Annotated in this window: 22 protein-coding genes and 1 pseudogene; 13 read left to right on the top strand and 10 right to left on the bottom strand. The window is 63.8% G+C overall.

All coding sequences use genetic code 11. The features are described from left to right. Positions 1-153: 153 nt before the first annotated feature. Complete coding sequence (trxA, locus tag CAF92_RS25310) at positions 154-483, bottom strand: thioredoxin TrxA (RefSeq protein ID WP_003253660.1); 330 nt, start codon at positions 481-483, stop codon at positions 154-156. A 254-nt stretch (positions 484-737) separates the two neighbouring features. Between trxA and ppx the strand changes: the two genes are divergently transcribed. Next, on the top strand, positions 738-2,240 hold the full coding sequence (gene ppx, locus CAF92_RS25305) for an exopolyphosphatase (protein ID WP_046613640.1): 1,503 nt from the start codon (positions 738-740) through the stop codon (positions 2,238-2,240). On the opposite strand, the gene ppk1 is transcribed toward ppx, so the two are convergent. Then, complete coding sequence (gene ppk1, locus CAF92_RS25300; RefSeq protein ID WP_046613641.1) at positions 2,227-4,470, bottom strand: polyphosphate kinase 1; 2,244 nt, start codon at positions 4,468-4,470, stop codon at positions 2,227-2,229. The genes ppx and ppk1 overlap by 14 nt on opposite strands. 213 nt (positions 4,471-4,683) lie before the next feature. Between ppk1 and CAF92_RS25295 the strand changes: the two genes are divergently transcribed. Beyond that, the gene (locus CAF92_RS25295; protein ID WP_161797610.1) at positions 4,684-5,328 is read left to right on the top strand and encodes a DedA family protein; all 645 of its coding nucleotides are present in this window, start codon (positions 4,684-4,686) and stop codon (positions 5,326-5,328) included. 501 nt (positions 5,329-5,829) lie between these two features. On the opposite strand, the pseudogene CAF92_RS27715 reads toward CAF92_RS25295, so the two are convergent. Continuing rightward, positions 5,830-6,258 (bottom strand): annotated as a pseudogene (locus CAF92_RS27715) (sterol desaturase family protein); the annotation flags it as partial. A gap of 310 nt (positions 6,259-6,568) precedes the next feature. Between CAF92_RS27715 and elbB the strand changes: the two are divergent. After that, positions 6,569-7,228 (top strand): isoprenoid biosynthesis glyoxalase ElbB, encoded by a 660-nt coding sequence (gene elbB / locus CAF92_RS25285; RefSeq protein ID WP_025341066.1) that lies wholly within the window; start codon positions 6,569-6,571, stop codon positions 7,226-7,228. Between the two features lie 179 nt (positions 7,229-7,407). Here the strand turns inward: elbB and CAF92_RS25280 are convergent, their stop codons facing one another. Beyond that, on the bottom strand, positions 7,408-7,860 hold the full coding sequence (locus CAF92_RS25280) for a YaiI/YqxD family protein (protein ID WP_013974739.1): 453 nt from the start codon (positions 7,858-7,860) through the stop codon (positions 7,408-7,410). A gap of 172 nt (positions 7,861-8,032) precedes the next feature. Here CAF92_RS25280 and CAF92_RS25275 point away from each other — a divergent pair, with 172 nt between their 5' ends. Next, entirely contained in the window at positions 8,033-10,888 is a 2,856-nt protein-coding gene (locus CAF92_RS25275) for a class I adenylate cyclase (protein WP_085602256.1), read from the top strand. 94 nt (positions 10,889-10,982) lie between these two features. On the opposite strand, the gene rnk is transcribed toward CAF92_RS25275, so the two are convergent. The 3 genes from rnk to cyaY all read right to left on the bottom strand — a co-directional run bounded on the left by rnk (position 10,983) and on the right by cyaY (position 12,098). Then, the gene (rnk, locus tag CAF92_RS25270) at positions 10,983-11,393 is read right to left on the bottom strand and encodes a nucleoside diphosphate kinase regulator (RefSeq protein ID WP_085602255.1); all 411 of its coding nucleotides are present in this window, start codon (positions 11,391-11,393) and stop codon (positions 10,983-10,985) included. Positions 11,394-11,539: 146 nt separating this feature from the next. Beyond that, positions 11,540-11,764 carry a DUF1289 domain-containing protein gene (locus tag CAF92_RS25265; protein ID WP_046613648.1) on the bottom strand — a complete coding sequence of 75 codons (225 nt, stop codon included), beginning with the start codon at positions 11,762-11,764 and terminating at the stop codon, positions 11,540-11,542. 1 nt (position 11,765) lies between these two features. Beyond that, positions 11,766-12,098: an iron donor protein CyaY gene (cyaY, locus tag CAF92_RS25260; RefSeq protein ID WP_004575827.1), complete on the bottom strand. Its 333-nt coding sequence runs from the start codon at positions 12,096-12,098 to the stop codon at positions 11,766-11,768. Positions 12,099-12,431: 333 nt separating this feature from the next. Here cyaY and CAF92_RS25255 point away from each other — a divergent pair, with 333 nt between their 5' ends. The 6 genes from CAF92_RS25255 to CAF92_RS25230 are packed head-to-tail and all read left to right on the top strand — an operon-like array spanning position 12,432 to position 17,051. Further along, positions 12,432-12,644 carry a lipoprotein gene (locus tag CAF92_RS25255; RefSeq protein WP_052970498.1) on the top strand — a complete coding sequence of 71 codons (213 nt, stop codon included), beginning with the start codon at positions 12,432-12,434 and terminating at the stop codon, positions 12,642-12,644. 9 nt (positions 12,645-12,653) lie between these two features. Next, the gene (lysA, locus tag CAF92_RS25250; RefSeq protein ID WP_085602254.1) at positions 12,654-13,901 is read left to right on the top strand and encodes a diaminopimelate decarboxylase; all 1,248 of its coding nucleotides are present in this window, start codon (positions 12,654-12,656) and stop codon (positions 13,899-13,901) included. A gap of 4 nt (positions 13,902-13,905) precedes the next feature. Next, complete coding sequence (dapF, locus tag CAF92_RS25245) at positions 13,906-14,736, top strand: diaminopimelate epimerase (RefSeq protein ID WP_085602253.1); 831 nt, start codon at positions 13,906-13,908, stop codon at positions 14,734-14,736. Positions 14,737-14,749: 13 nt separating this feature from the next. Further along, complete coding sequence (locus CAF92_RS25240; protein ID WP_085602252.1) at positions 14,750-15,460, top strand: DUF484 family protein; 711 nt, start codon at positions 14,750-14,752, stop codon at positions 15,458-15,460. After that, on the top strand, positions 15,460-16,359 hold the full coding sequence (xerC, locus tag CAF92_RS25235) for a tyrosine recombinase XerC (protein WP_085602251.1): 900 nt from the start codon (positions 15,460-15,462) through the stop codon (positions 16,357-16,359). Before CAF92_RS25240 ends, xerC begins: the two co-directional genes overlap by 1 nt. Further along, a complete protein-coding gene (locus CAF92_RS25230) occupies positions 16,356-17,051 on the top strand; it encodes an HAD family hydrolase (RefSeq protein WP_085602250.1) in 696 nt (231 codons plus the stop codon). The genes xerC and CAF92_RS25230 overlap by 4 nt, the downstream gene beginning before the upstream one ends. 173 nt (positions 17,052-17,224) lie before the next feature. Here CAF92_RS25230 and sutA read toward each other — a convergent pair whose 3' ends face one another. The 3 genes from sutA to glnK all read right to left on the bottom strand — a co-directional run bounded on the left by sutA (position 17,225) and on the right by glnK (position 19,700). Beyond that, on the bottom strand, positions 17,225-17,554 hold the full coding sequence (sutA, locus tag CAF92_RS25225) for a transcriptional regulator SutA (protein WP_013974748.1): 330 nt from the start codon (positions 17,552-17,554) through the stop codon (positions 17,225-17,227). 429 nt (positions 17,555-17,983) lie between these two features. Then, positions 17,984-19,315 (bottom strand): ammonium transporter, encoded by a 1,332-nt coding sequence (locus CAF92_RS25220; RefSeq protein WP_046613654.1) that lies wholly within the window; start codon positions 19,313-19,315, stop codon positions 17,984-17,986. Positions 19,316-19,361: 46 nt separating this feature from the next. Next, the gene (gene glnK / locus CAF92_RS25215; protein ID WP_002555808.1) at positions 19,362-19,700 is read right to left on the bottom strand and encodes a P-II family nitrogen regulator; all 339 of its coding nucleotides are present in this window, start codon (positions 19,698-19,700) and stop codon (positions 19,362-19,364) included. Positions 19,701-20,108: 408 nt separating this feature from the next. Here glnK and CAF92_RS25210 point away from each other — a divergent pair, with 408 nt between their 5' ends. The 3 genes from CAF92_RS25210 to CAF92_RS25200 all read left to right on the top strand — a co-directional run bounded on the left by CAF92_RS25210 (position 20,109) and on the right by CAF92_RS25200 (position 22,384). After that, positions 20,109-20,375, top strand: a complete 267-nt coding sequence (locus CAF92_RS25210) for an accessory factor UbiK family protein (RefSeq protein ID WP_085602249.1) — start codon at positions 20,109-20,111, stop codon at positions 20,373-20,375. Beyond that, a complete protein-coding gene (locus CAF92_RS25205; RefSeq protein WP_046613656.1) occupies positions 20,376-20,729 on the top strand; it encodes a gamma-glutamylcyclotransferase family protein in 354 nt (117 codons plus the stop codon). A 164-nt stretch (positions 20,730-20,893) separates the two neighbouring features. Continuing rightward, complete coding sequence (locus CAF92_RS25200) at positions 20,894-22,384, top strand: YifB family Mg chelatase-like AAA ATPase (RefSeq protein ID WP_085602248.1); 1,491 nt, start codon at positions 20,894-20,896, stop codon at positions 22,382-22,384. Positions 22,385-22,564 lie beyond the last annotated feature (180 nt).

Below are 22,564 nucleotides of genomic sequence, written 5' to 3'. Positions count from 1 at the left end.
ACAGGATCGCGTACTGATTCGAATTAGGGATGCTTCGGCGACGGCGTGTAGAGGGCACTGGAGACGCAGTGCGAGGCCGAATGTAACACTTGCTTTTTTCTGCGTCTAGTGCTCTGAAAAAGAAAAGCCCCGCATCTGCGGGGCTTTTTCACATCACAGGTGGGCGTCGAGGAACGCGGCCAGCTGCGATTTGGACAGGGCGCCGACCTTGGTGGCTTCGACGTTGCCGTTCTTGAACAGCATCAGCGTCGGGATACCACGCACGCCGTGCTTGGCCGGGGTTTCCTGGTTCTCGTCGATGTTCAGCTTGGCGACGGTCAGTTTGCCCTCGTAGGTGGAGGCGATGTCGTCCAGTACCGGAGCGATCATCTTGCATGGACCGCACCATTCAGCCCAGTAGTCGACCAGTACGGCGCCTTCGGCCTTAAGGACATCGGCTTCGAAGGAGGCGTCGGTGACATGTTTGATCAGATCGCTGCTCATGGATATCTCCAGGGTCGTAAGCAAAAAAACGTGGCCCATGATAGCCGTACCCACGCCCGACAGGAAGCCACGGACGATTGAGTGTAACTATAGTTGTGCAAGACGCCACGAATCGAAACTGTCATGCAAACGTCATAGCATCGAATGGCACATTGCCTTGCATCAAGGCCAGCTCAACGGCTGTGTACCACGCGTTGGCGACAGCCTGCTATCGTGGCACGATTGCCGGGTTAACGACCGAGAACAACCAGATCATGCCGCATACCATCGCGAAGAACCTGTCCCTGATCGCCGCCATCGACCTTGGCTCCAACAGCTTTCACATGGTCGTGGCCAAGGCCCACCATACCGAAATCCGCATTCTCGAGCGGCTCGGCGAGAAGGTTCAGCTGGCCGCCGGCATCGACGAAGAACGCAAGCTCAGTGAAGAGGCAATGGAACGAGGCCTGGATTGCCTCAAGCGCTTTTCCCAACTGATCAACGGCATGCCGGCAGGCTCGGTGCGTATCGTCGGTACCAACGCCTTGCGCGAAGCGCGCAACCGCAACGAATTCATCCAGCGCGCCGAAGCCATCCTTGGCCACCCGGTCGAGGTAATCTCTGGCCGTGAAGAAGCGCGCCTGATCTACCTGGGCGTGTCGCACACCCTGGCCGATACCCCCGGCAAACGCCTGGTGGCCGATATCGGCGGCGGCAGTACCGAGTTCATCATCGGCCAGCGCTTCGAGCCGCTGCTGCGCGAAAGCCTGCAGATGGGCTGCGTCAGCTTCACCCAGCGCTACTTCCGCGACGGCAAGATCACCCCGGCCCGCTACGCCCAGGCCTACACCGCCGCGCGCCTGGAGCTGATGAGCATCGAGAATGCCCTGCACCGCCTGACCTGGGACGAGGCCATCGGCTCGTCCGGTACCATTCGTGCCATCGGCGCAGCCATCAAGGCAGGTGGTCTGGGCAATGGCGAGGTCAACGCCGAGGGGCTGGCCTGGGTCAAGCGCAAGCTGTTCAAGCTGGGCGAGGTCGACAAGATCGACTTCGAAGGCGTCAAGCCGGACCGCCGCACCATCTTCCCGGCGGGCCTGGCGATTCTCGAAGCGATCTTCGATGCCCTGGAACTGCAGCGCATGGACCACTGCGACGGTGCCCTGCGCGAAGGTGTGCTGTTCGACCTGCTGGGCCGCCACCACCACGAAGACGTGCGCGAACGCACACTGAACTCGCTGATGGAGCGCTACCACGTGGACCAGGGCCAGGCCGCGCGCGTCGAACGCAAGGCGTTACACGCCTTCGACCAAGTGGCCGACGCGTGGGATCTCAAAGACGGGAACTGGCGCGATCTGCTGGGCTGGGCGGCAAAAGTGCACGAAATCGGCCTGGATATCGCTCACTACCACTACCATAAACACGGCGCCTACCTGATCGAGCACTCCGACCTGTCGGGCTTCTCCCGCGAGGACCAGCAGATGATGGCCTTGCTGGTGCGCGGCCACCGCCGCAACATCCCCAAGGACAAGATCGCCGAACTAGGTGAGGAAGGGGTCAAGCTGCTGCGCCTGTGCGTGCTGCTGCGCTTCGCCATCCTGTTCCACCACATCCGTGGCAACCAGCAGATGCCGAAGGTCGAGCTCAAGGCTGCCGACAGCAGCCTAGACGTGGCCTTCCCCGAGGGCTGGCTGGAACAGAACCAGCTGACCCAGGCCGACTTCGCCAACGAGGCGGAGTGGCTGGCCCGGGTCGGCTTCGTCCTCAGCGTACGTTGAGGACCGGGTTGCTCAGGCGCTCCAGCAGGGTCGCCTGGGCACTGCGCGGGTTCTGGTTGCCGGTTGGTGTGCTGCGCACGTAGCGCCCGTCCGGCTGCAGGGTCCAGGCGTGGGTGTTGTCGGTCAGGTAGCCTTCCAGCTCCTTCTTCACCCGCAGCAACAGCTTCTTGCCTTCCACCGGGAAGCAGGTCTCGACACGCTTGTCGAGGTTGCGCTCCATCCAGTCGGCACTGGACAGATAGATCTGCTCTTCGCCGCCATTGAGGAAGTAGAACACCCGCGTGTGCTCGAGGAAGCGGCCGATGATCGAGCGCACCTGAATGTTGTGCGAAACCCCCGGAATGCCTGGGCGCAGGCAGCACATGCCACGCACCACCAGGTCGATCTTCACGCCCGACTGGCTGGCTTTGTACAGCGCCTTGATGACCTTGGCGTCGGTCAGCGAGTTGAACTTGGCGATGATATGCGCCGGCTTGCCTTCGAGGGCGAACTGGGTTTCCCGCGCGATCATGTCGAGCATGCCCTTCTTCAGGGTGAACGGCGCGTGCAGCAGCTTCTTCATGCGCAGGGTCTTGCCCATGCCGATCAGCTGGCTGAACAGCTTGCCGACGTCCTCGGTGAGGGCGTCGTCGGAGGTCAGCAGGCTGTAGTCGGTGTACAGGCGGGCGTTGCCGGCGTGGTAGTTACCAGTGCCCAGGTGCGCATAACGCACGATCTCGCCCTGCTCGCGGCGCAGGATCAGCATCATCTTAGCGTGGGTCTTGAAGCCGACCACGCCGTAGATCACCACCGCACCGGCCGCTTGCAGGCGGCTGGCCATCTGCAGGTTGGACTCTTCGTCGAAGCGCGCCCGCAACTCGATCACCGCGGTGACCTCCTTGCCGTTACGCGCTGCGTCCACCAGCGCGTCGACGATTTCCGAGTTGGCCCCGGAACGGTACAGGGTCTGGCGCACGGCAAGCACGTGCGGGTCCTTGGCGGCCTGCCGCAGCAGGTCGATCACCGGGGTGAAGGACTCGAACGGGTGCATCAGCAGGATGTCCTGCTTGCCGATCACGCTGAAGATATTGTCGGCGTTCTGCAGCAGCTTGGGGATCGCCGGGGTGAACGGCGTGTACTGCAGCTCTGGGTGGCTGTCCAGGCCGGTGATGCTGAACAGGCGGGTAAGGTTGACCGGGCCGTTGACCTGGTACAGCTCGCTTTCGCTGAGGCTGAACTGCTTGAGCAGGTAGTCCGACAAGTGTTTCGGGCAGGTGTCGGCGACCTCCAGGCGCACTGCGTCACCGTAGCGGCGCGAGAACAGCTCGCCGCGCAGGGCGCGGGCCAGGTCATCGACCTCTTCGGAGTCCAGCGCCAGGTCGGCGTTACGGGTCAGGCGGAACTGGTAGCAGCCCTTCACCTTCATGCCCTGGAACAGGTCGTCGGCGTGCGCGTGGATCATTGACGACAGGAACACATAGTTGGCGCCAGGGCCACCCACCTCTTCCGGCACGCGGATGACCCGCGGCAGCAGGCGCGGGGCCGGAATGATCGCCAGGCCCGAATCGCGACCGAAGGCGTCGACACCCTCGAGCTCGACGATGAAGTTGAGGCTCTTGTTCACCAGCAGCGGGAACGGGTGAGTAGGGTCGAGGCCGATCGGGGTGATGATCGGGGCGATTTCGTCGCGGAAGTAGCGGCGCACCCAGGTCTTGAGCTTGGGGGTCCAGTGACGCCGGCGGATGAAGCGGATATGGTGCTTCTCCAGCTCGGGCAGCAGCACATCGTTGAGGATTGCGTACTGGCGCTCCACTTCACTGTGCACCAGGTCGCTGATACGCGCCAGCGCCTGGTGCGGCTGCAGGCCGTCCGCACCGGCCTGTTCACGAGCAAAGTTGATCTGCTTCTTCAGGCCGGCGACTCGGATCTCGAAGAACTCGTCGAGGTTGCTGGAGAAGATCAACAGGAACTTGAGGCGCTCTAGCAGCGGGTAGCTCTCGTCCAGCGCCTGCTCCAGGACGCGGATATTGAACTGCAACTGGGAGAGTTCGCGATGAATGTACAGGCTGCTGTCGTCCAGGCCCGGGATGATGATCGCCGGGGCCGGCGCGGGTGCCGGAGCCGCAGTCTCTGCCACCGGTTCCACGGCAGGCAGGGGCGCCGGCGGCAGGTCTGGCGGGGTCTGCACCATCTCTTCGGGGAGTTCCTGAGCATCCTTGATCGCGACAGGGGTTAGCACTTCATTATTCATCTGGCGTTCCTGAGGACGTTAACGCCCTATCATCTATTGAGCGGCAAGATAAGCGCCCATTATGACGCCTGTGTTACATGTCAGGGCAAGCCATGGCGCATGGCTTCTGGCATTCTCCGAGCAGGAATTGTTCATGTCGAGACACATTTGGACACTTTCACGAACGCGCGCGAAGGGGTAGGCTTCGCGTTCATTTCGCCAGCACCTCAGAAAATGCTTCAACAATTCCTGCAGGATTTCGGCTACTTCGCCCTTTTTCTAGGCACCTTCTTCGAAGGCGAGACCATCCTGGTGCTTGCGGGATTCCTTGCGTTCCGCGGTTACATGGACATCAACCTGGTGTGCCTGGTGGCTTTTTTTGGCAGCTATGCCGGCGACCAGCTGTGGTATTTCATGGGCCGACGCCACGGGCGCAGGATACTGGCACGCAAACCGCGCTGGCAGGCGATGGGTGACCGGGCGCTGGACCACATCCGTCGCCACCCCGACATCTGGGTACTGAGTTTCCGCTTCGTCTATGGCCTGCGCACGGTCATGCCGGTGGCCATTGGCCTGTCCGGCTACCCGCCACGCCGCTATCTGCTGCTGAATGGTCTTGGCGCGGCCATCTGGGCAGTGGCTCTGGGCGCGGCCGCGTATCACTTCGGCGCCATTCTCGAAGGCCTGCTGGGCAACGTGAAGCGCTACGAGCTATGGGTGCTCGGTGGCCTGTTGGCGTTGGGCGGCCTGCTGTGGCTGCGTCGGCGCTTCCGCACATTGCGCGCGGAGCGCAAGGCGGCGGGCAAGGCCCAGCCCCCAGAGGCTGAGCAAGCTGTAAACCACGAGCAGCAACCAGGCCAGCGGCACGACCACCGCTAGGCCCAGTGCGCCTGCCAGGTACAGCGCCGGCGCATTCGCCAGCAGCCGTAACAGCTCCAGGCGCACGGCCCATGGTCGGTTCTCCAGCAGCGCGCCAAGCACGAACAAGCCAAACGCCATCAGCGCCCAGCCGAGCACCAGGGCGGCAGTTGGCACGCGATCGGCCACCTCCATCAGATAGCTGCCCAGCGCCACGTAACCCACGAATTGCGCCGCCACATAGGCCTGCTGCGCACGGCCCAGGGCAACCGCGAACTTGCGAAACAACGCCAGGTCCTGCTTGGCCTGCGGGTAGCGTGCGGCCACATCGGCCGGCCGCCAGCCGGTGGGCATGAACCAGATTCGCAGTTTGTCCCACGGGCTGTCGGCACGTCGGGCGTCGTGCCAGAGCTGGGCATAGAACTGCAGGTTTGCCCACAGCGGGTTCCAGCTGGCCAGCGGCGTGGTCACCCCGAACACCACCGGCTCGGCCGGGTCTTCCTCTTTGAAGGTGCCGAACAGACGATCCCAGAGAATGAACACGCCGCCGTAATTGCGATCCAAGTAAGCAGGATTTTGCGCATGGTGGACGCGATGGTTGGATGGCGTGATCAACACCCACTCGAGCCAGCCCAGCTTGGGAATATGCCGGGTATGCACCCAGAACTGGTACAGCAGGTTGAGCGACGCCACCGTGATGAAAACCAGCGGCGGCACACCGAGCATCGCCAGCGGCAGGTAGAACAGCCACGAGAAGATGAACCCGCTGCTGGTCTGCCGCAGCGCCGTGGTGAGGTTGTATTCCTCGCTCTGGTGATGCACCGAGTGCGCAGCCCACAGCACGTTGCGCTCGTGGCCCAGACGATGCAGCCAGTAGTAGCAGAAGTCGTACAACACAAAAGCCAGCAGCCACACCCACCAGGCCTGCGGCGGCAGGCGCAGCAACGCCATGTGCTCGAACACCAGGGCATAGGTCACCAGCCCCACCCCTTTGGTCAGCAACCCGGTACTGGTCGACAGCGCACCGGTGCTGAGGCTGTTGATCGAGTCGGCCAGGGTGAAGTTGCGCTGGCCGCGCACACGGTCGGCCAGCAGTTCGACGGCGATCAGCACGAAGAAGAACGGCACGGCCAGCAGGATCAGGTCCATGGGTACGACCTCAGGCGTTGTTCGCCAAGATTAGGCCGCGCTTGCAGGAATCCCTATGGCTACATCTGCCAAACTAGAGGACATTTAGCGCCTCGACACTGGAGTAAAAAGCATGACAAAAAAAGTAGCGGTGATTCTTTCCGGCTGCGGCGTTTATGACGGCGCCGAAATCCACGAAAGCGTGATCACCCTGCTGCGCCTCGACCAGCGTGGTGCGCAGGTGCAGTGCTTCGCGCCGAACATTGCGCAGATGCACGTGATCAACCACCTGACTGGCGAGGAAATGCCCGAATCGCGCAATGTACTGGTGGAGTCGGCGCGCATTGCCCGCGGTGAGGTCAAGGACATCCGCGAAGCCAAGGCCGAAGACTTCGACGCATTGATCGTGCCAGGCGGTTTCGGGGCGGCGAAGAACCTGTCCAACTTTGCCGTGGAAGGCGCCAACTGCAGCGTCCACCCGGATGTGCTGGCCCTGGCCGAAGCCTTTGCCGATGCCTGCAAGCCGGTTGGCCTGATCTGCATCTCGCCGGCGCTGGCAGCGAAGATCTATGGCCCTGGCGTGGTCTGCACCATCGGTACCGACGCTGGCACTGCGGCGGCCGTGACGAAGATGGGTGGCACTCATGAAGAGTGCGATGTCCACGATATTGTCGAGGACACCCAGCGCAAGCTGGTGACCACCCCGGCGTACATGGAGGCCAAGTCGATCAGTGAAGCGGCTGGCGGGATCTACAAGCTGGTGGATCGGGTGCTGGAGCTGACGCACGAGTAACGGGTGCAAGATTCAGAATCTGACGCGGTCCCCGTGGGAGCGGCCTTGTGTCGCGAAAGGGCCGCAGCGCGGCCCCGGCAATTTATGCGGCGAAGCTGAAATCCTGGGGCCGCTTCGCGGCCCTTTCGCGACACAAGGCCGCTCCCACACGTCGTGTCCATACCGCCAGCCGGGTCGCTTCAGGGTTTGGACAACCGGGCAATGATCCGGTCCAGCGCATTGGCAAACGCCTGCTTCTCGCGCTCGCCATAAGGCGCCTGCCCTCCCCCCACCTGGCCCTGCTCGCGCAGCTCGGTGAACAGGTTGCGCGCCGCCAGCCGATCACCCATGTTGCGCTCGTCGAACTCGCGCCCGCGCGGGTCCAGTGCCGCCACGCCCTTTTTCACCAGGCGGTCGGCCAACGGCACGTCACTGCAGATCACCAGCTCGCCAGGCACGGCGTGCTCCACCAGGTAATCATCGGCCGCGTCCATGCCGCTGGGCACCACGATCAGGCGCACGATCGCGAACGCCGGCTTGGCCACAGCCTGGCCCGCCACCATCACTACCTCGAACTTGCGCTTGAGGGCGAACTTGACGATCAGATCCTTGGCCGCCTTGGGGCAGGCGTCGGCATCGATCCACACACGCATCGGAGAACCTCGCAATCAGCTTGAGCCCCCCATCATGCCTCAAGCGCAACGAAAGCTGCAGCCGCCGCCCACGCGCGCTGGAAAAATGGCGCCAATATTTCAATTGCCGCTTATCCGACCCCGCTACTCAGGCTACACTCGCCACAGCTCCGCTGGCCTGCCCGAGTGCGCAATGAACCACCCCCACGAAATCCGCCCCGACCTGGACGAAGGCATCGACCGCAAGGTCCTGGCGACATTGCGTGCGCGCTTCCTGCGGCTCAACCAGGGCCGGCTGCAGCGGGCCCTGGAGGGCCTGTCGACGCGCCAGCAACAGGTGCTGACGCTGCTGCCGCTGCTGTTTCATGTGAACCATCCGTTACTGCCGGGCTATGTCTCCGGCAGCACCCCCGCAGGCGTATCGGGCTACGAGCCAAGCGCCGACCTGGTAGTCGAGGCCCAGCGCCTTGCCCGCTCCTTCACCTACAAGGCCCGCCATGGCAACCCGCCACAGCCCATCCACGGCCTGTTCCTGATGGGCAGCCTGGGCTCGCTGGCGCAAGCCGAGCAAAGCGACATGGACCTGTGGGTGTGCCATGCGCCCGGCCTGGCCGACGAGCTGCTGGGTGAACTGCGCCGCAAATGCCAGTTGCTGGAGGCATGGGCGGAAAGCCTGGGTGCCGAGGCACACTTCTTCCTGATCGACACGCAAGGTTTCGCCCAGGGCCAACGCGAGGGCCAGCTCGGTTCCGACGATTGCGGTACCACCCAGCACTACCTGCTGCTGGACGAGTTCTACCGCACTACTATCTGGCTGGCCGGGCGCACACCACTGTGGTGGCTGGTGCCGGTCTACCAGGAGCACGATTACCACGCCTATACCCAGACACTGCTGTCCAAACGTTTCATTCGCAGCCAGGACGCCCTCGACCTCGGCAACCTGGCGCACATTCCGCCCGGCGAGTTCGTCGGCGCTGGCTTGTGGCAACTGTTCAAAGGCATCGACTCGCCCTACAAGTCGCTGCTCAAGCTGCTGTTGACCGAGGCCTATGCCAGCGAACACCCCGCCGTACGCTGCCTGAGCCTGGACTACAAGCAAGCAGTGTTCGCCAACCAGCTCGACCTCGACGAGCTGGACCCCTACGTGATGGTGTACCGGCGCATCGAGCATTACCTGCTGCAGCGTGGCGAACACACGCGCCTGGAGCTGGTGCGGCGCAGCCTGTACCTGAAGGTGAACAAGAAACTCAGCGACCCGGCCCGGGCCAATGGCTGGCAGCGCCGGCTGTTGCAGCGCCTGGCCGACGAGTGGGGCTGGGACGAGCGCCAGTTGGCCCTGCTGGACAGTCGCAACCAATGGAAAGTGCAGCAGGTTGCCGTCGAGCGCCGTGAACTGGTGGCCGAACTGAACCACAGCTATCGCTTCCTCAGCGAATTCGCCCGCACCCAGAACGCCAGCAGCCGCGCCGACCAGCGCGATCTGAATGTGCTGGGCCGACGCCTTTATGCAGCCTTCGAGCGCCGCGCCGGCAAGGTCGAAGTGATCAACCCCGGCATCGCCCCAGACCTGGCCGAGGACACCCTGACCCTGGTCCAGGCGCCTAACCGCAGGGAGCCCGGCAGCTACCACTGGGAGCTATACACCGGCAACCTGAGCCCCCATGAGGTGGACCACTTCAGCCCGCTCAAGCGTTGCCGCGAGCTGCTCGAACTGCTGACCTGGGCCCACCGCAACGGGGTGATCGACAGCAGCACGCGCCTGGCGCTACACCCAGGCGTCAGCGACCTCAGCGAATTCGAGCTGTTCAACCTGGTCGGCTGCCTGCAGCAGAGCATTCCCCTGCCCTTGCCGACCGTCAGCGAGGTGCGTCTGCTGCAACCCAGCGTTGCCGAAGAGGTGCTACTGCTGGTCAACGTAGCCATCGACCCGCTGCGCCACCACCGCGACCTGAACATTCTGATGACCACCGAGCGTACCGACTCGCTGAGCTATGCAGGCGTGCGCGAAAACCTTGTCCTGACTCTGGACCAGGTCACGCTCAACAGCTGGAACGAGGTACTGGTCCAGCGCTATGACGGCGAGCACGCGCTGGTGCGCTGCCTGCGCGACTTCCTCAACAGCCCCGTGCTGCGCGGCCACCGACCGAGGGTGCGGGTGCGCTGCTTCTGCCAGAGCCGCGCCCAGGCCATCGGCCAACGCGTTGAGGAAATCTTCGACACAGTGCAGCTGCTGCTGGACCAGGGCCTGAACCACCGCTACCTGCTGCAGGTGGCCCAGCACACCCATGTGCTGGAGCTGCTGGCCGGGCATGTCAAACTCACCACCCTGGCCGAGCACGAGGCACTGCTGGAGCATCTGGGCGAAGAGCGTAGCGCTTACAGCCCGCTGTACCTGGATGCCAACGCCCTGCAGGACCACGACCTGCACCTGGTGCTGGAGCAGGGCCGGCCGGCCTGCATCCAGGTGTTCTACCGCCTGCAGGGTGGCTGGGCCGAGCTTTACGTGCTGGATGAATACAACGCCCTGTGGCAGCAACGCCTGCCGCTGCACGATGAAGCCCACCTGCTGTTGCCGCTGCAGCGCTTTCTGCGCTCGGTGGTGATGCGCCGTGATGCCCGGCTGCCGCTGGATACCCAGCGCGCGGCCTCACTGGACATCCACTACGCGCAACTGTTGCCCTCCGGGCCAGGCAAGGCGCGCAGCATCGAGCCGCGCCAGGCTCCCGTCGAGGGTAGCGACCAGCCCTACTATGAAGTGCAGGCGATCATCCAGGCCGGGGTGGCGGGCGCGGCGCACGTGACGCTGTATTGCGACCAGCAGGAGTTTTCCGAACTGGAGCATGGTGAACAGCTGTATGCGGTGGTGGCCCGGAAGATCATCGGGCAGCGACGTGGCTCAGGGCAGTACCGCTGCTACATCACTGACCTGGATTTGTCCGAGTTGCTGGATGACCAGCTGGGGTCGACGCAGCTGTACCTGCGCTACAAGCGGGAGCTGGAGCAGGCCTTGAACGAGGGGTTGGAGCAAGTCTTGGCGGTGGGATCCTGAATTCGCAGCACAAGGCTGCTCCTACAGGTTGAAATGCGCTCTCTTGTAAGAGCAGCCTTGTGCTGCGAATGGGCCGCAAAGCGGCCCCTGGCCCTTACAGATCGAAATCGCCCGCCGCTTCCGGTTGATATTCCACTTCCAGCAGCTTCAGCTTGAGGGTCCTGCCCCCCGGGGCCGGCCAGTCGATCTGCTCGCCCACCGACAACCCCAGCAAGGCGCAACCAATCGGCGCCAGGATCGAGACGTTGCCTTCCTGCCCGGCATCCTTCGGGTACACCAGGGTCAGGTGGTAGTCCTTGCCGCTGGCTTCTTCACGGCAGTGCACGCGCGAGTTCATGGTCACCACGCCAGCCGGAACTTCCTCGTGACCGACCACCTGCTCGGCGCGGTCCAGCTCGTCCTGCAGGGCGAGCACACCCGGCGTACTCTCGTCGAGGCTGTCGATCAGACGCTCCAGACGTTGTACGTCCAATCGGGTGAGGATGAGGGAAGGCTTGGTACTCATGATCCAGTCAGACTCCTTTGAACAGGCGATTTTCATCATGCAGATAAAGCAAAACCCCGCCCAAGGGCGGGGTTTGTGATGGCTTTGGCGTCACCGACGCAGAACCCGACGTTACCACAGCCGGGTAAATACTCAAGCCCCTGCGATCAGTGTGCCTTAGCCTGGTCGCGCAGGACCTGGGCCTCGCGGCAAATCTGCCGACGCCGTTCGTCATCGGCCGAACGCCATTCGCGGATGTGCTCGACATGCCGGTGGCAACCCGTGCAGACACGCTGTTCGTCCAGCCGGCAAATGCTGATGCAGGGCGACGGCACTGCGGGGCTGACGTTGCTGTAGAGCGGTTTGGGCGGACGGGCCGGCGTACTGCTCATGTCAGATCTCGTCGAAGTCCAGCTTCTCGCCGGCCCGTTCCCAGACGATGCGCTCGAGCATTTCGCCCAGCAATTCCTCGCTCTTTTCGCACACCCACTTGCCGCTGTCTTCGTCGTAGTCGAAGTGGAAACCGCCGGAGCGGTCGGCCAGCCACAGCTGGCGCAGCGGCTCCTGGCGGCTGAAGATCAACTGGGCGCCGCCTTCGAACTTGACGGTGAGGACGCCGGCGGAGTTCTCCATGTCCAGGTCCAGGCCGCTCTCGTCGAACAGGTCCTCCAGGGCCTGTTGGGTCGCGTCGACCAGATCATGGAAACGCGCTTCACTCAAACTCATTGCAGGAACCTCGAAATTGGCTGCGTTACAGGCAAGCCCGGCAAGATACGGGCGCTTGCCGCCGAATGCAAAGGTTTAGCCGCTACCTTCACTGGCATGAACTCAAAGCCAGCGCAGTACCTGTGGGAGCGGGCATGCCCGCGAATCAGGCGCCGCGGTGTGTGGCACCGGCTTTGCCGGTGTTCGCGGGCATGCCCGCTCCCACAGGTACTGCGAAAGGGCCCTTGCAGGCGGTAAGAATAGCCCGCCCGGCGGGCCGGCCCTTGCATAGGCAAGCCGCCGGTCGCTCGGTATACTCGGGCGCAATACTGCATATTTCTAAGGATTTCACCCATGAAGCGCCTGATTTCCTCCCTCGCGGCGCTGGTCGCTGTTGCCTGCCTCGTTTCGGCCTGCGGCCAGAAAGGCCCGCTGTATCTGCCAGAAGACGGCGATAACGGCAAAGCGCACAAGTCGCACCAGCACCAGCCAAAAGCCAAGCCGGCCCCGGTACAAGAGCAGCAGCCAGAGCCCGAGCTCGAGCCCGAGCAGTCGCCAGCGCAGTAAGGAAACCAGATGAACGCTTTCAACTACCGCGACGGCGAGCTGTTCGCGGAAGGCGTGGGCCTGGCGGCCATCGCCGAACGCTACGGCACCCCGACCTACGTGTACTCGCGCGCCCACATCGAGGCCCAGTACCGTAGCTACGCCGACGCCCTGCAAGGCACCGAGCACCTGGTGTGCTTCGCGGTCAAGGCCAACTCCAACCTCGGCGTGCTGAACGTGCTGGCGCGCCTGGGCTCAGGCTTCGACATCGTCTCTGGCGGTGAGCTGGAGCGCGTGCTGGCCGCAGGCGGCCGTGCCGACCGCGTGGTGTTCTCCGGCGTCGGCAAGACCAGCGACGACATGCGTCGTGCCCTGGAAGTCGGTGTGCACTGCTTCAACGTCGAATCCACCGACGAACTGGAGCGCCTGCAAATGGTGGCCGCCGAGATGGGCAAGGTTGCCCCGGTCTCGCTGCGGGTCAACCCAGATGTCGACGCTGGCACCCACCCGTACATCTCCACCGGCCTGAAAGAGAACAAGTTCGGCATCGCCATCGCCGACGCCGAGGCCATCTACGTGCGCGCCGCGCAGCTGCCGAACCTGGAAGTGGTCGGTGTCGACTGCCACATCGGTTCGCAACTGACCACCGTCGAGCCTTTCCTCGATGCCCTCGACCGCCTGCTGGTGTTGGTCGACCGCCTGGCCGAGTGTGGCATCCACCTGCGCCACCTGGACCTGGGTGGCGGTGTCGGCGTGCGTTACCGCGATGAGGAGCCACCGCTGGTGGCCGAGTACATCAAGGCCATCCGCGAGCGCGTCGGCGACCGCGACCTCGCCCTGGTGTTCGAGCCGGGCCGCTACATCGTGGCCAACGCCGGCGTCCTGCTTACCCGCGTGGAATACCTCAAGCACACCGAGCACAAGGACTTCGCCATCATCGATGCGGCGATGAACGACCTGATCCGCCCGGCCCTGTACCAGGCCTGGATGGGCGTCAGCCCGGTCAAGCCACGCACAGGCCAAGGCCGTGCCTACGACCTGGTCGGCCCGATCTGCGAGACTGGCGACTTCCTCGGCAAGGACCGCGTGCTGAACCTGGCAGAAGGTGACCTGCTGGCCGTACAGTCCGCGGGCGCCTATGGTTTTGTCATGAGCTCCAACTACAACACCCGTGGCCGTTGCGCTGAAATCCTGGTCGACGGCGACCAGGCCTTCGAAGTACGCCGCCGCGAGACCATCGCCGAATTGTACGCTGGCGAAAGCCTGCTGCCGGAGTAAGCCCATGCTGCTGCGTTTTACCAAGATGCATGGGCTGGGCAACGACTTCATGGTCCTCGACCTGGTCAGCCAGCACGCGCACATTCAGCCCAAGCACGCCAAGCAATGGGGTGACCGCCACACCGGCATCGGCTTCGACCAGTTGCTGATCGTCGAGGCGCCGAACAACCCGGAAGTGGATTTCCGCTACCGCATCTTCAATGCCGACGGTTCCGAGGTCGAGCAGTGCGGCAACGGTGCGCGCTGCTTCGCCCGCTTCGTGCTGGACAAGCGCCTGACCGCAAAAAAGCGCATCCGCGTGGAAACCAAGAGCGGCATCATCGAACTGGACGTGCAGAACGACGGCCAGGTCAGTGTCGACATGGGCCCGCCGCGCTTCAACCCTGCCGAAATCCCCTTCGTCGCCGACGAGCAGGCGCTGAGCTACCCACTGGAAGTCGACGGCCAGGTGCATTCGATTGCCGCCCTGTCCATGGGTAACCCGCATGCCGTACTGCGTGTCGACGACGTGCGTACCGCCCCTGTGCACCAGCTGGGCCCGAAAATCGAGAACCACCCACGCTTCCCGCAGCGGGTAAATGCCGGCTTCCTCCAGGTCATCGACCGCCACCGCGCCAACCTGCGTGTATGGGAGCGTGGTGCGGGCGAAACCCAGGCCTGCGGCACCGGTGCCTGCGCCGCCGCCGTGGCGGCGATCAGCCAGGGCTGGATGGACTCCCCGGTGTCCCTCGACCTGCCTGGTGGCCGCCTGCACATCGAATGGTCCGGCCCCGGCAAGCCCGTGCTGATGACCGGCCCAGCCGTACGCGTCTACGAAGGACAGGTTCGTCTCTAAGCGAGTAACCGCCATGACCGATCAGCCCCAGGTTGTACCCAAGCAGTCCGCCGAGCTCGATGCCGAAGCGGTGGTCGCCTACCTGCGCGCCCACCCCACCTTCTTCGCCGAACACGACGAGCTGCTGATCGAACAGCGCATCCCGCACCAGCGGGGCGACAGCGTGTCGCTGGTGGAGCGCCAGCTCAAGCTGCTGCGCGACCGCAACATCGAGATGCGCCACCGCCTGTCGCAACTGATGGACGTGGCCCGCGACAACGACCGGCTGTTCGACAAGACCCGCCGGCTGATCCTCGACCTGCTCGACGCTGGCAGCCTGGAAGAAGTGGTGATGGCAGTCGAAGACAGCCTGCGCCAGGAATTCCAGGTGCCCTTCGTCAGCCTGATCTTGTTCGGCGAAAATGTCGCGCCGGTCGGGCGCTGGGTGAGCAACGCCGAAGCGCAGCAGGCCATCGGGGCCCTGCTGGGCGGCGGCAAGACGGTCAGCGGCAACTTGCGCGAGCACGAGCTGGCCTTCCTGTTCGGTGAAGAACAGCGCCGGGAGGTAGGCTCCAGCGCCGTGGCTGCCCTGGAATACCAGGGCCTGCACGGGGTGCTGGCGATCGGCAGCCGCGACCCGCAACACTACAAGAGCAGCGTCGGTACCCTGTTCCTTGGCTACATTGCCGAGGTACTTGGCCGCGTTGTCCCACGCGTTACCCAGACCCTGCGCCCGGTACGCTGATGGAACACCAGCTGGAGGCTTATTGCGCACACCTGCGCAACGAGCGCCAGGTGTCCGAGCACACCCTGCTGGGCTACCGTCGCGACCTGGACAAGGTGGTTGCATACTGCAAGGAGCACGGCATTGCCAGTTGGCAGGCGCTGCAAATTCAGCAGCTGCGCCAGCTGATCGCCCGCCAGCACCATCACGGCCAGTCCTCGCGCAGCCTGGCCCGGCTGCTGTCGGCGGTGCGTGGCCTGTACCGCTATCTCAACCGTGAAGGCCTGTGCCAGCACGACCCGGCCAGCGGCCTGAGCGCGCCCAAGGGCGAACGCCGGCTGCCCAAGGTGCTGGACACCGACCGCGCCCTGCAACTGCTCGATGGCGGTGTCGACGATGACTTCATCGCCCGTCGCGACCAGGCCATCCTTGAACTGTTCTATTCGTCGGGCCTGCGCCTGTCCGAACTGACCAACCTCGACCTCGATCACCTCGACCTCGCCGCCGGCCTGGTGCAGGTGCTGGGCAAGGGCGGCAAGGCCCGCGTGCTGCCGGTCGGCCGCAAGGCCCGCGAAGCCTTGCAGGCCTGGTACCGCCTGCGCGGCATCGGCAACCCACGCGACCGTGCAGTGTTCATCACCCGTCAGGGCAACCGCATCAGCCCACGCGCCGTCCAGCAACGGGTGAAGGCGGCTGGTGAGCGCGAGCTGGGCCAGCACCTGCACCCACACATGCTTCGCCACTCCTTCGCCAGCCACGTGCTGGAGTCGTCCCAGGACCTGCGCGCGGTGCAGGAGATGCTCGGCCACGCCGACATCGGCACCACGCAGATCTATACCCACCTGGACTTCCAGCATCTGGCCGCGGTGTACGACAGCGCCCACCCTCGGGCCAAACGCAGCAAAGGCACAGACCCATGAGCATCAAGCTGATCACCTTCGACCTCGACGACACCCTGTGGGATACCGCGCCGGTGATTGCCAGCGCGGAAGTCGTGTTGCGCGACTGGCTCGAAGCCAACGCCCCAATCCTTGGCGGCGTGCCGGTGGAGCACCTGTTCGCCATCCGCGAGCGCCTGGTGCAAGCCGAACCCGGCCTGAAGCACCGCATCAGCGCCCTGCGCCGACGCGTGCTGTTCCATGCCCTTGAAGAAGTCGGCTACAGCGAAAAGCATGCGCAGGAGCTGGCCAATGAAGGTTTCGAAGTATTCCTGCATGCCCGCCACCAGGTAGAGATTTTCCCGGAGGTGCAGCCGGTGCTGGAGATCCTTCGCCATAGCTACACCTTGGGCGTGGTCACCAACGGCAATGCGGACGTGAGCCGGCTGGGGCTGGCGGACTATTTCCGCTTTGCCCTGTGTGCCGAGGACCTCGGCATCGGCAAGCCGGACCCGGCGCCGTTCCTCGAAGCCCTGCGCCGCGGTGGCGTGGTCGCCAGCGCGGCGGTGCACATCGGTGACCACCCGGGCGATGACATCGCCGGCGCCCAGCGTGCCGGGCTGCGCGCGGTGTGGTTCAACCCGCAGGGCAAGCCTTGGGTAGGCGAGCAGGCGCCGGATGCCGAGATCCAGCGCCTGTCGCAGTTGCCCGACATCCTCGCACGCTGGCGCTGACAGGGGCCGGCCCATTCGCGGGTAAACCCGCTCCCACAGGTTCACCACTGCCCTCAGGTCCTGCGCCGTCCCTGTGGAAGCGGGTTCACCCGCGAAGAGGCCGGCACAGGCAACCCATAACCCGCAGACACAAAAAAGCCCGCAGCGACGGCGGGCTTTTTTAGATCAGCCACTCAGATAGGGCGGCTGCCGTACTTGTTGTCCGGCTTCTTGGGCGGGTCGGCGACCACGTTGGCCTCGACTTCCTGAACCTTGCCGCCGCGAGCGAGGAACTCTTCCATGGCCTTGGCCAGGGCGTCACGCTCCTTCTGCTTGGCTTCCATGCTCGGCATTTCGTCTACCGAGACTGCGGCCTTGGATTTGCCCTTGGCAGCGGGTGCCGGGCTGCTGTCGTCATCGCCAGCGTCTTCGGCGCCGTCATCAGCTGCCGCTTCGAGGCCTTCATCGCCCTCGTCTTCGTCGCCTACTTCGAGGTCATCATTTTCCAGATCGTCGTCGCTCATGTTCTACCTCATGACTTGCGAAAAGCAGGTTAGTTATAGACCAGTGCAGCCGTAGACCGGCAGCCACCAGTGAAAATTCAACTGGCCGTGGGTTAGGCCACTGCCCTAGGGTCGGCGCTCCTGATGGGAGGCGGCACCCAGCAGGCCCTGCTCCTGGCAGGACCTGACAAATCCTTTAGCCCCTGCTGGCCACACGCTATTGGCAAGCCTAGCAAAGGCTGGCGAAGCGTGTGGACTACTCGTCAAACACCCTTCGGCGCGCATTCTAGCGCGCCAGCAGAAAAAGCAAAGCACCATGAATGCTCTGCGTTTTGTAAGATTTCCGCCTACGTCGCGAACGTGTCGAATAAACCGTTTGCCGTGCGGGAAATGCTAAAAATCTGGCAAAAAAATGCCCGGCAAGCCGGGCAAGTTTTTACCGCGTCGCAGTTACAGGTTGTAGCCGCGCTCGTTGTGCTGAGCCAGGTCGAGGCCGACCGACTCTTCTTCTTCGCTGACCCGCAGGCCCATCACCAAATCCAGCACCTTGAGGATCACGTAGGTGACGATGGCGGTGTAGACCACGGTGAAGATCACGCCCTTGGCCTGGATCCAGACCTGCATGCCGATGTCGGTGACGGTACCGAAGCCGCCCAGCGCCGGGGCTGCGAACACACCGGTGAGGATGGCGCCGATGATACCGCCGATGCCGTGTACGCCGAACGCATCCAGCGAGTCGTCATAGCCCAGCTTGCGCTTGAGGCTGGTGGCGCAGAAGTAGCAGACCACACCCGAAACCAGGCCGATCACCAGGGCGCCCATGGGCCCTACGGTACCGGCAGCCGGGGTGATGGCGACCAGGCCGGCGACCACACCCGAAGCGATGCCCAGGGCGCTCGGTTTACCGTGGCCGATCCACTCGGCGAACATCCAGCCCAGGGCCGCGGCGGCGGTGGCGATCTGGGTCACCAGCATGGCCATGCCGGCGGTGCCGTTGGCGGCAGCGGCAGAGCCTGCGTTGAAGCCGAACCAGCCGATCCACAGCATGGCCGCGCCCATCAGGGTGTAGCCCAGGTTGTGCGGGGCCATCGGGGTGGTCGGGTAGCCCTTGCGCTTGCCCAGCACCAGGCAGCAGACCAGGCCAGCGATACCGGCGTTGATGTGCACCACGGTGCCGCCGGCGAAGTCCAGCACGCCCCAGTCCCACATCAGTGCACCGTCACCGCTCCAGACCATGTGCGCGATCGGTGCGTAGACCAGGGTGAACCAGATGCCCATGAACACCAGCATCGCGGAGAACTTCATGCGCTCGGCGAAGGCACCGACGATCAACGCCGGGGTGATGATGGCGAATGTCATCTGGAAGGTGATGAATACCGCTTCAGGGAACAGCGCGGCAGCCGAGGTCAGGTTCGAGGGCGTGACACCGGTGAGGAACGCCTTGGAGAAGCCGCCAACGAAAGAATTGAAGTTGAGCACGCCCTTTTCCATACCAGTGGTATCGAAGGCCATGCTGTAGCCGTAGACGACCCAGAGAATGCTCATCAGGCCAGTGATCGCAAAGCACTGCATCATCACTGACAGTACGTTCTTGGAACGCACCATGCCGCCATAGAACAGGGCCAGGCCGGGAATGGTCATGAACAGCACCAGCGCCGTTGCGGTCAGCATCCAGGCGGTGTCGCCGGAGTTCAGCGCTGGGGCAGCTTCCTCGGCCAGGGCAAGCCCGGGCATTACGAGGGACAATAGGGCTCCTAGCCCTGCGATCTTACGCAGAGTCATGTTGTTTTCTCCTGGGGCGTTGGGTTTGGTGAGGCTTTGTTGCTGCTTAGATCGCGTCGGTATCGGTTTCGCCGGTACGGATACGGATCGCCTGCTCCAGATTCACCACGAAAATCTTGCCGTCACCGATCTTGCCGGTGTTGGCTGCCTTGGTGATGGCTTCGATTACCCGATCAAGGTCCTTGTCATCGATGGCGACATCGATCTTCACCTTGGGCAGGAAATCGACCACGTATTCAGCACCGCGATACAGCTCGGTGTGGCCCTTCTGCCGACCGAAGCCTTTGACTTCGGTGACGGTGATGCCCTGCACGCCGATTTCCGACAGCGACTCGCGCACGTCGTCCAGCTTGAACGGCTTGATGATGGCTGTGACTAGCTTCATGAAACTCTCTCCCGATTTGGTGGACTTGCCCCAGGAAAACAAACCCGTCTCAAGTCTAAGCGCAGCGGTTGGCTTTGTAACGCGTCGTCGGCATCCGGCTCCGCGTGCGCACTGCCTGGTCACAAGGAACTGCATCAGTGCATGGCTCGCACTGGTCTTTGCAGAAACCTTGCCAGTTCCGTCAAAGCGCCAGAAAACAGTGAGTTATGTGAATCAGTCGGGATTGGCCAGTCGCCAGCATGGGAAACATGCACAATTTCGGTGCGCTCCGATGTGGCGCATTGCTCGAAAAACGTGCAACTGCGTTGCGAGGGCGAATGACTATTGTGGGCGCGGCCTTGAGCAATCAAGAGCCAGGTTCGCCCGTGCTACACTGCCGGCCATTTCCCAGTATCAGTGGACAGCCCCATGCTCGCGCCCAAAGCCCTTCTAGATGCCCTGAGCGACCAGGCCTCGCGCCTGTTCAGCAGCGATACAGCCCAGCCCCGTGCCGAACTGGAAAGCCAGTTCAAGCTGCTGATGCAAGGTGCCTTCAGCAAGCTGGACCTGGTCAGCCGCGAAGAATTCGACAGCCAGATGGTTGTGCTGGCGCGCACCCGCGCACGCCTCGAGGCATTGGAAAAACAAGTAGCCGAGCTGGAAGCCCGGCTTGACCCGACCCAACAGGATGAGTGAATGCAGCCCTCCAGCGCTTACTCGGTATTGTTGTTTTCCTACGGCACCCTGCAGGACAAGGCCGTGCAACTGGCCAACTTCGGCCGCGAACTGAGCGGGCAGGCCGACCGCATGCTGGGCTACCGCCAGGACTGGGTCGAGATCACCGACCCGGCCGTGCTGGCAGCCAGCGGCAAGTCCCATCACCCTATCGTTACCCCCAGCAACCAGGCCGACGACAGCGTGGCCGGCATGGTCTTCCAGATCAGCGAAGAAGAGCTGGCGGCAGCGGACCGCTATGAAGTCGCCGACTACAAGCGCGTGGCCGTCACCCTCGCTTCGGGCCTGACCGCCTGGGTTTATGTCCGCGCCTGAGTTCTTCGGGCGTGCAGCAGGCACGAACCCAACGGGGTAAGAATGCAATGGGCAACCCCCTGCCTGAAAAACTAGGACGCACACTTCTTGCGCCGACCCGGGTCGCCGTCGCTATGCTTGCAAAGCCGCAGGAAGCGGCCCTGTTCAGCGACAACGGAGCGTCCATGTCCCTAGCCCTCGTCCACAGCCGCGCCCAGGTGGGCGTGCAGGCACCGGCGGTCAGCGTCGAAACCCACCTGGCCAACGGTTTGCCCCATCTCACTCTGGTCGGCCTGCCGGAAACCACGGTCAAAGAGAGCAAGGACCGAGTGCGCAGCGCCATCGTCAACTCCGGTTTGAACTACCCGCAGCGGCGCATCACCCAGAACCTCGCCCCCGCCGACCTACCCAAGGATGGCGGGCGCTATGACTTGGCCATTGCTCTGGGCATCCTCGCCGCCGATGGCCAGGTGCCCGCAGCTACCCTTGCCGAGGTCGAATGCCTGGGCGAACTGGCGCTGTCTGGCAAATTGCGCCCGGTGCAGGGCGTGCTGCCCGCGGCACTGGCGGCACGCGAAGCAGGCCGGGCGCTGGTGGTGCCACGGGAGAATGCCGAAGAAGCCAGCCTGGCAGGCGGGCTGGTGGTGTATGCGGTGGGGCACCTGCTGGAACTGGTCGCCCACCTGAACGGCCAGGTGCCGTTGCCGCCGTATGCCGCCAACGGCCTGATCCTGCAGCAACGCCCGTATCCGGACCTGAGCGAGGTGCAGGGCCAACTGGCGGCCAAGCGCGCCCTGTTGCTGGCGGCGGCCGGGGCGCACAACCTGTTGTTCACCGGGCCTCCCGGTACCGGCAAGACCTTGCTCGCCAGCCGCCTGCCGGGGCTGCTGCCACCGCTGGACGAGCACGAGGCACTGGAAGTGGCGGCGATCCAGTCGGTCAGCGGCCACACGCCTCTGAGTAGCTGGCCGCAGCGGCCTTTTCGCCATCCACACCACTCCGCCTCCGGCCCGGCACTGGTCGGCGGCAGCAGCCGGCCACAACCGGGCGAAATCACCTTGGCCCACCATGGCGTGTTGTTTCTGGATGAACTACCGGAGTTCGAGCGGCGCGTGCTGGAAGTGTTGCGCGAGCCTCTGGAGTCGGGCGAGATCGTGATTGCCCGGGCCCGCGACAAGGTGCGTTTCCCCGCACGTTTCCAGCTGGTGGCGGCAATGAACCCCTGCCCTTGCGGCTACCTGGGCGACCCCACTGGCCGCTGCCGCTGCAGTACCGAGCAGATCGCGCGGTATCGCAACAAGCTGTCCGGGCCATTGCTGGACCGTATCGACCTGCACCTGACGGTTGCCCGGGAGAGCACCACGCTGAACAACCAGCCCTGCGGCGAGACCAGTGCCGATGTGGCAGCCAAGGTAGCCGAGGCACGTGAACTGCAACAGCGGCGGCAAGGGTGTGCGAATGCGTTTCTCGACCTTGAGGGGTTGCGCCGCCACTGTGGGTTGGCAGCGGCGGACCAGGCCTGGCTGGAGGGGGCATGTGAACGGCTGACCCTGTCGTTGCGCGCAGCACACCGGTTGCTGAAGGTGGCGCGGACGTTGGCGGATCTGGAAGGTAGCCAGACAATTGGCCGGGCGCATCTGGCCGAGTCCCTGCAGTACCGGCCGGGGAGCAGTTAGATTGCCGGGGCTGCTTTGCAGCCCATCGCCGGCAAGCCAGCTTGTGTCTTGAGAGGGGATTAGAATCTGAAGTGAGAGCGGTGAATGGCAAGCTGAATGCCAGAGGTGCCTTGAGCACGTGTGGGAGCACAAGCTGCCATTCACCGTTCCACTTTGGCGAGAGCCCGAACAGTTGGATGA

It is taken from the genome of Pseudomonas sp. B10(2017), assembly GCF_002113295.1.
Lineage (GTDB): Bacteria > Pseudomonadota > Gammaproteobacteria > Pseudomonadales > Pseudomonadaceae > Aquipseudomonas > Aquipseudomonas pudica.
Note: the sequence above shows the minus strand (reverse complement) of the source record. Positions and strands in the feature narration are given on the sequence as shown.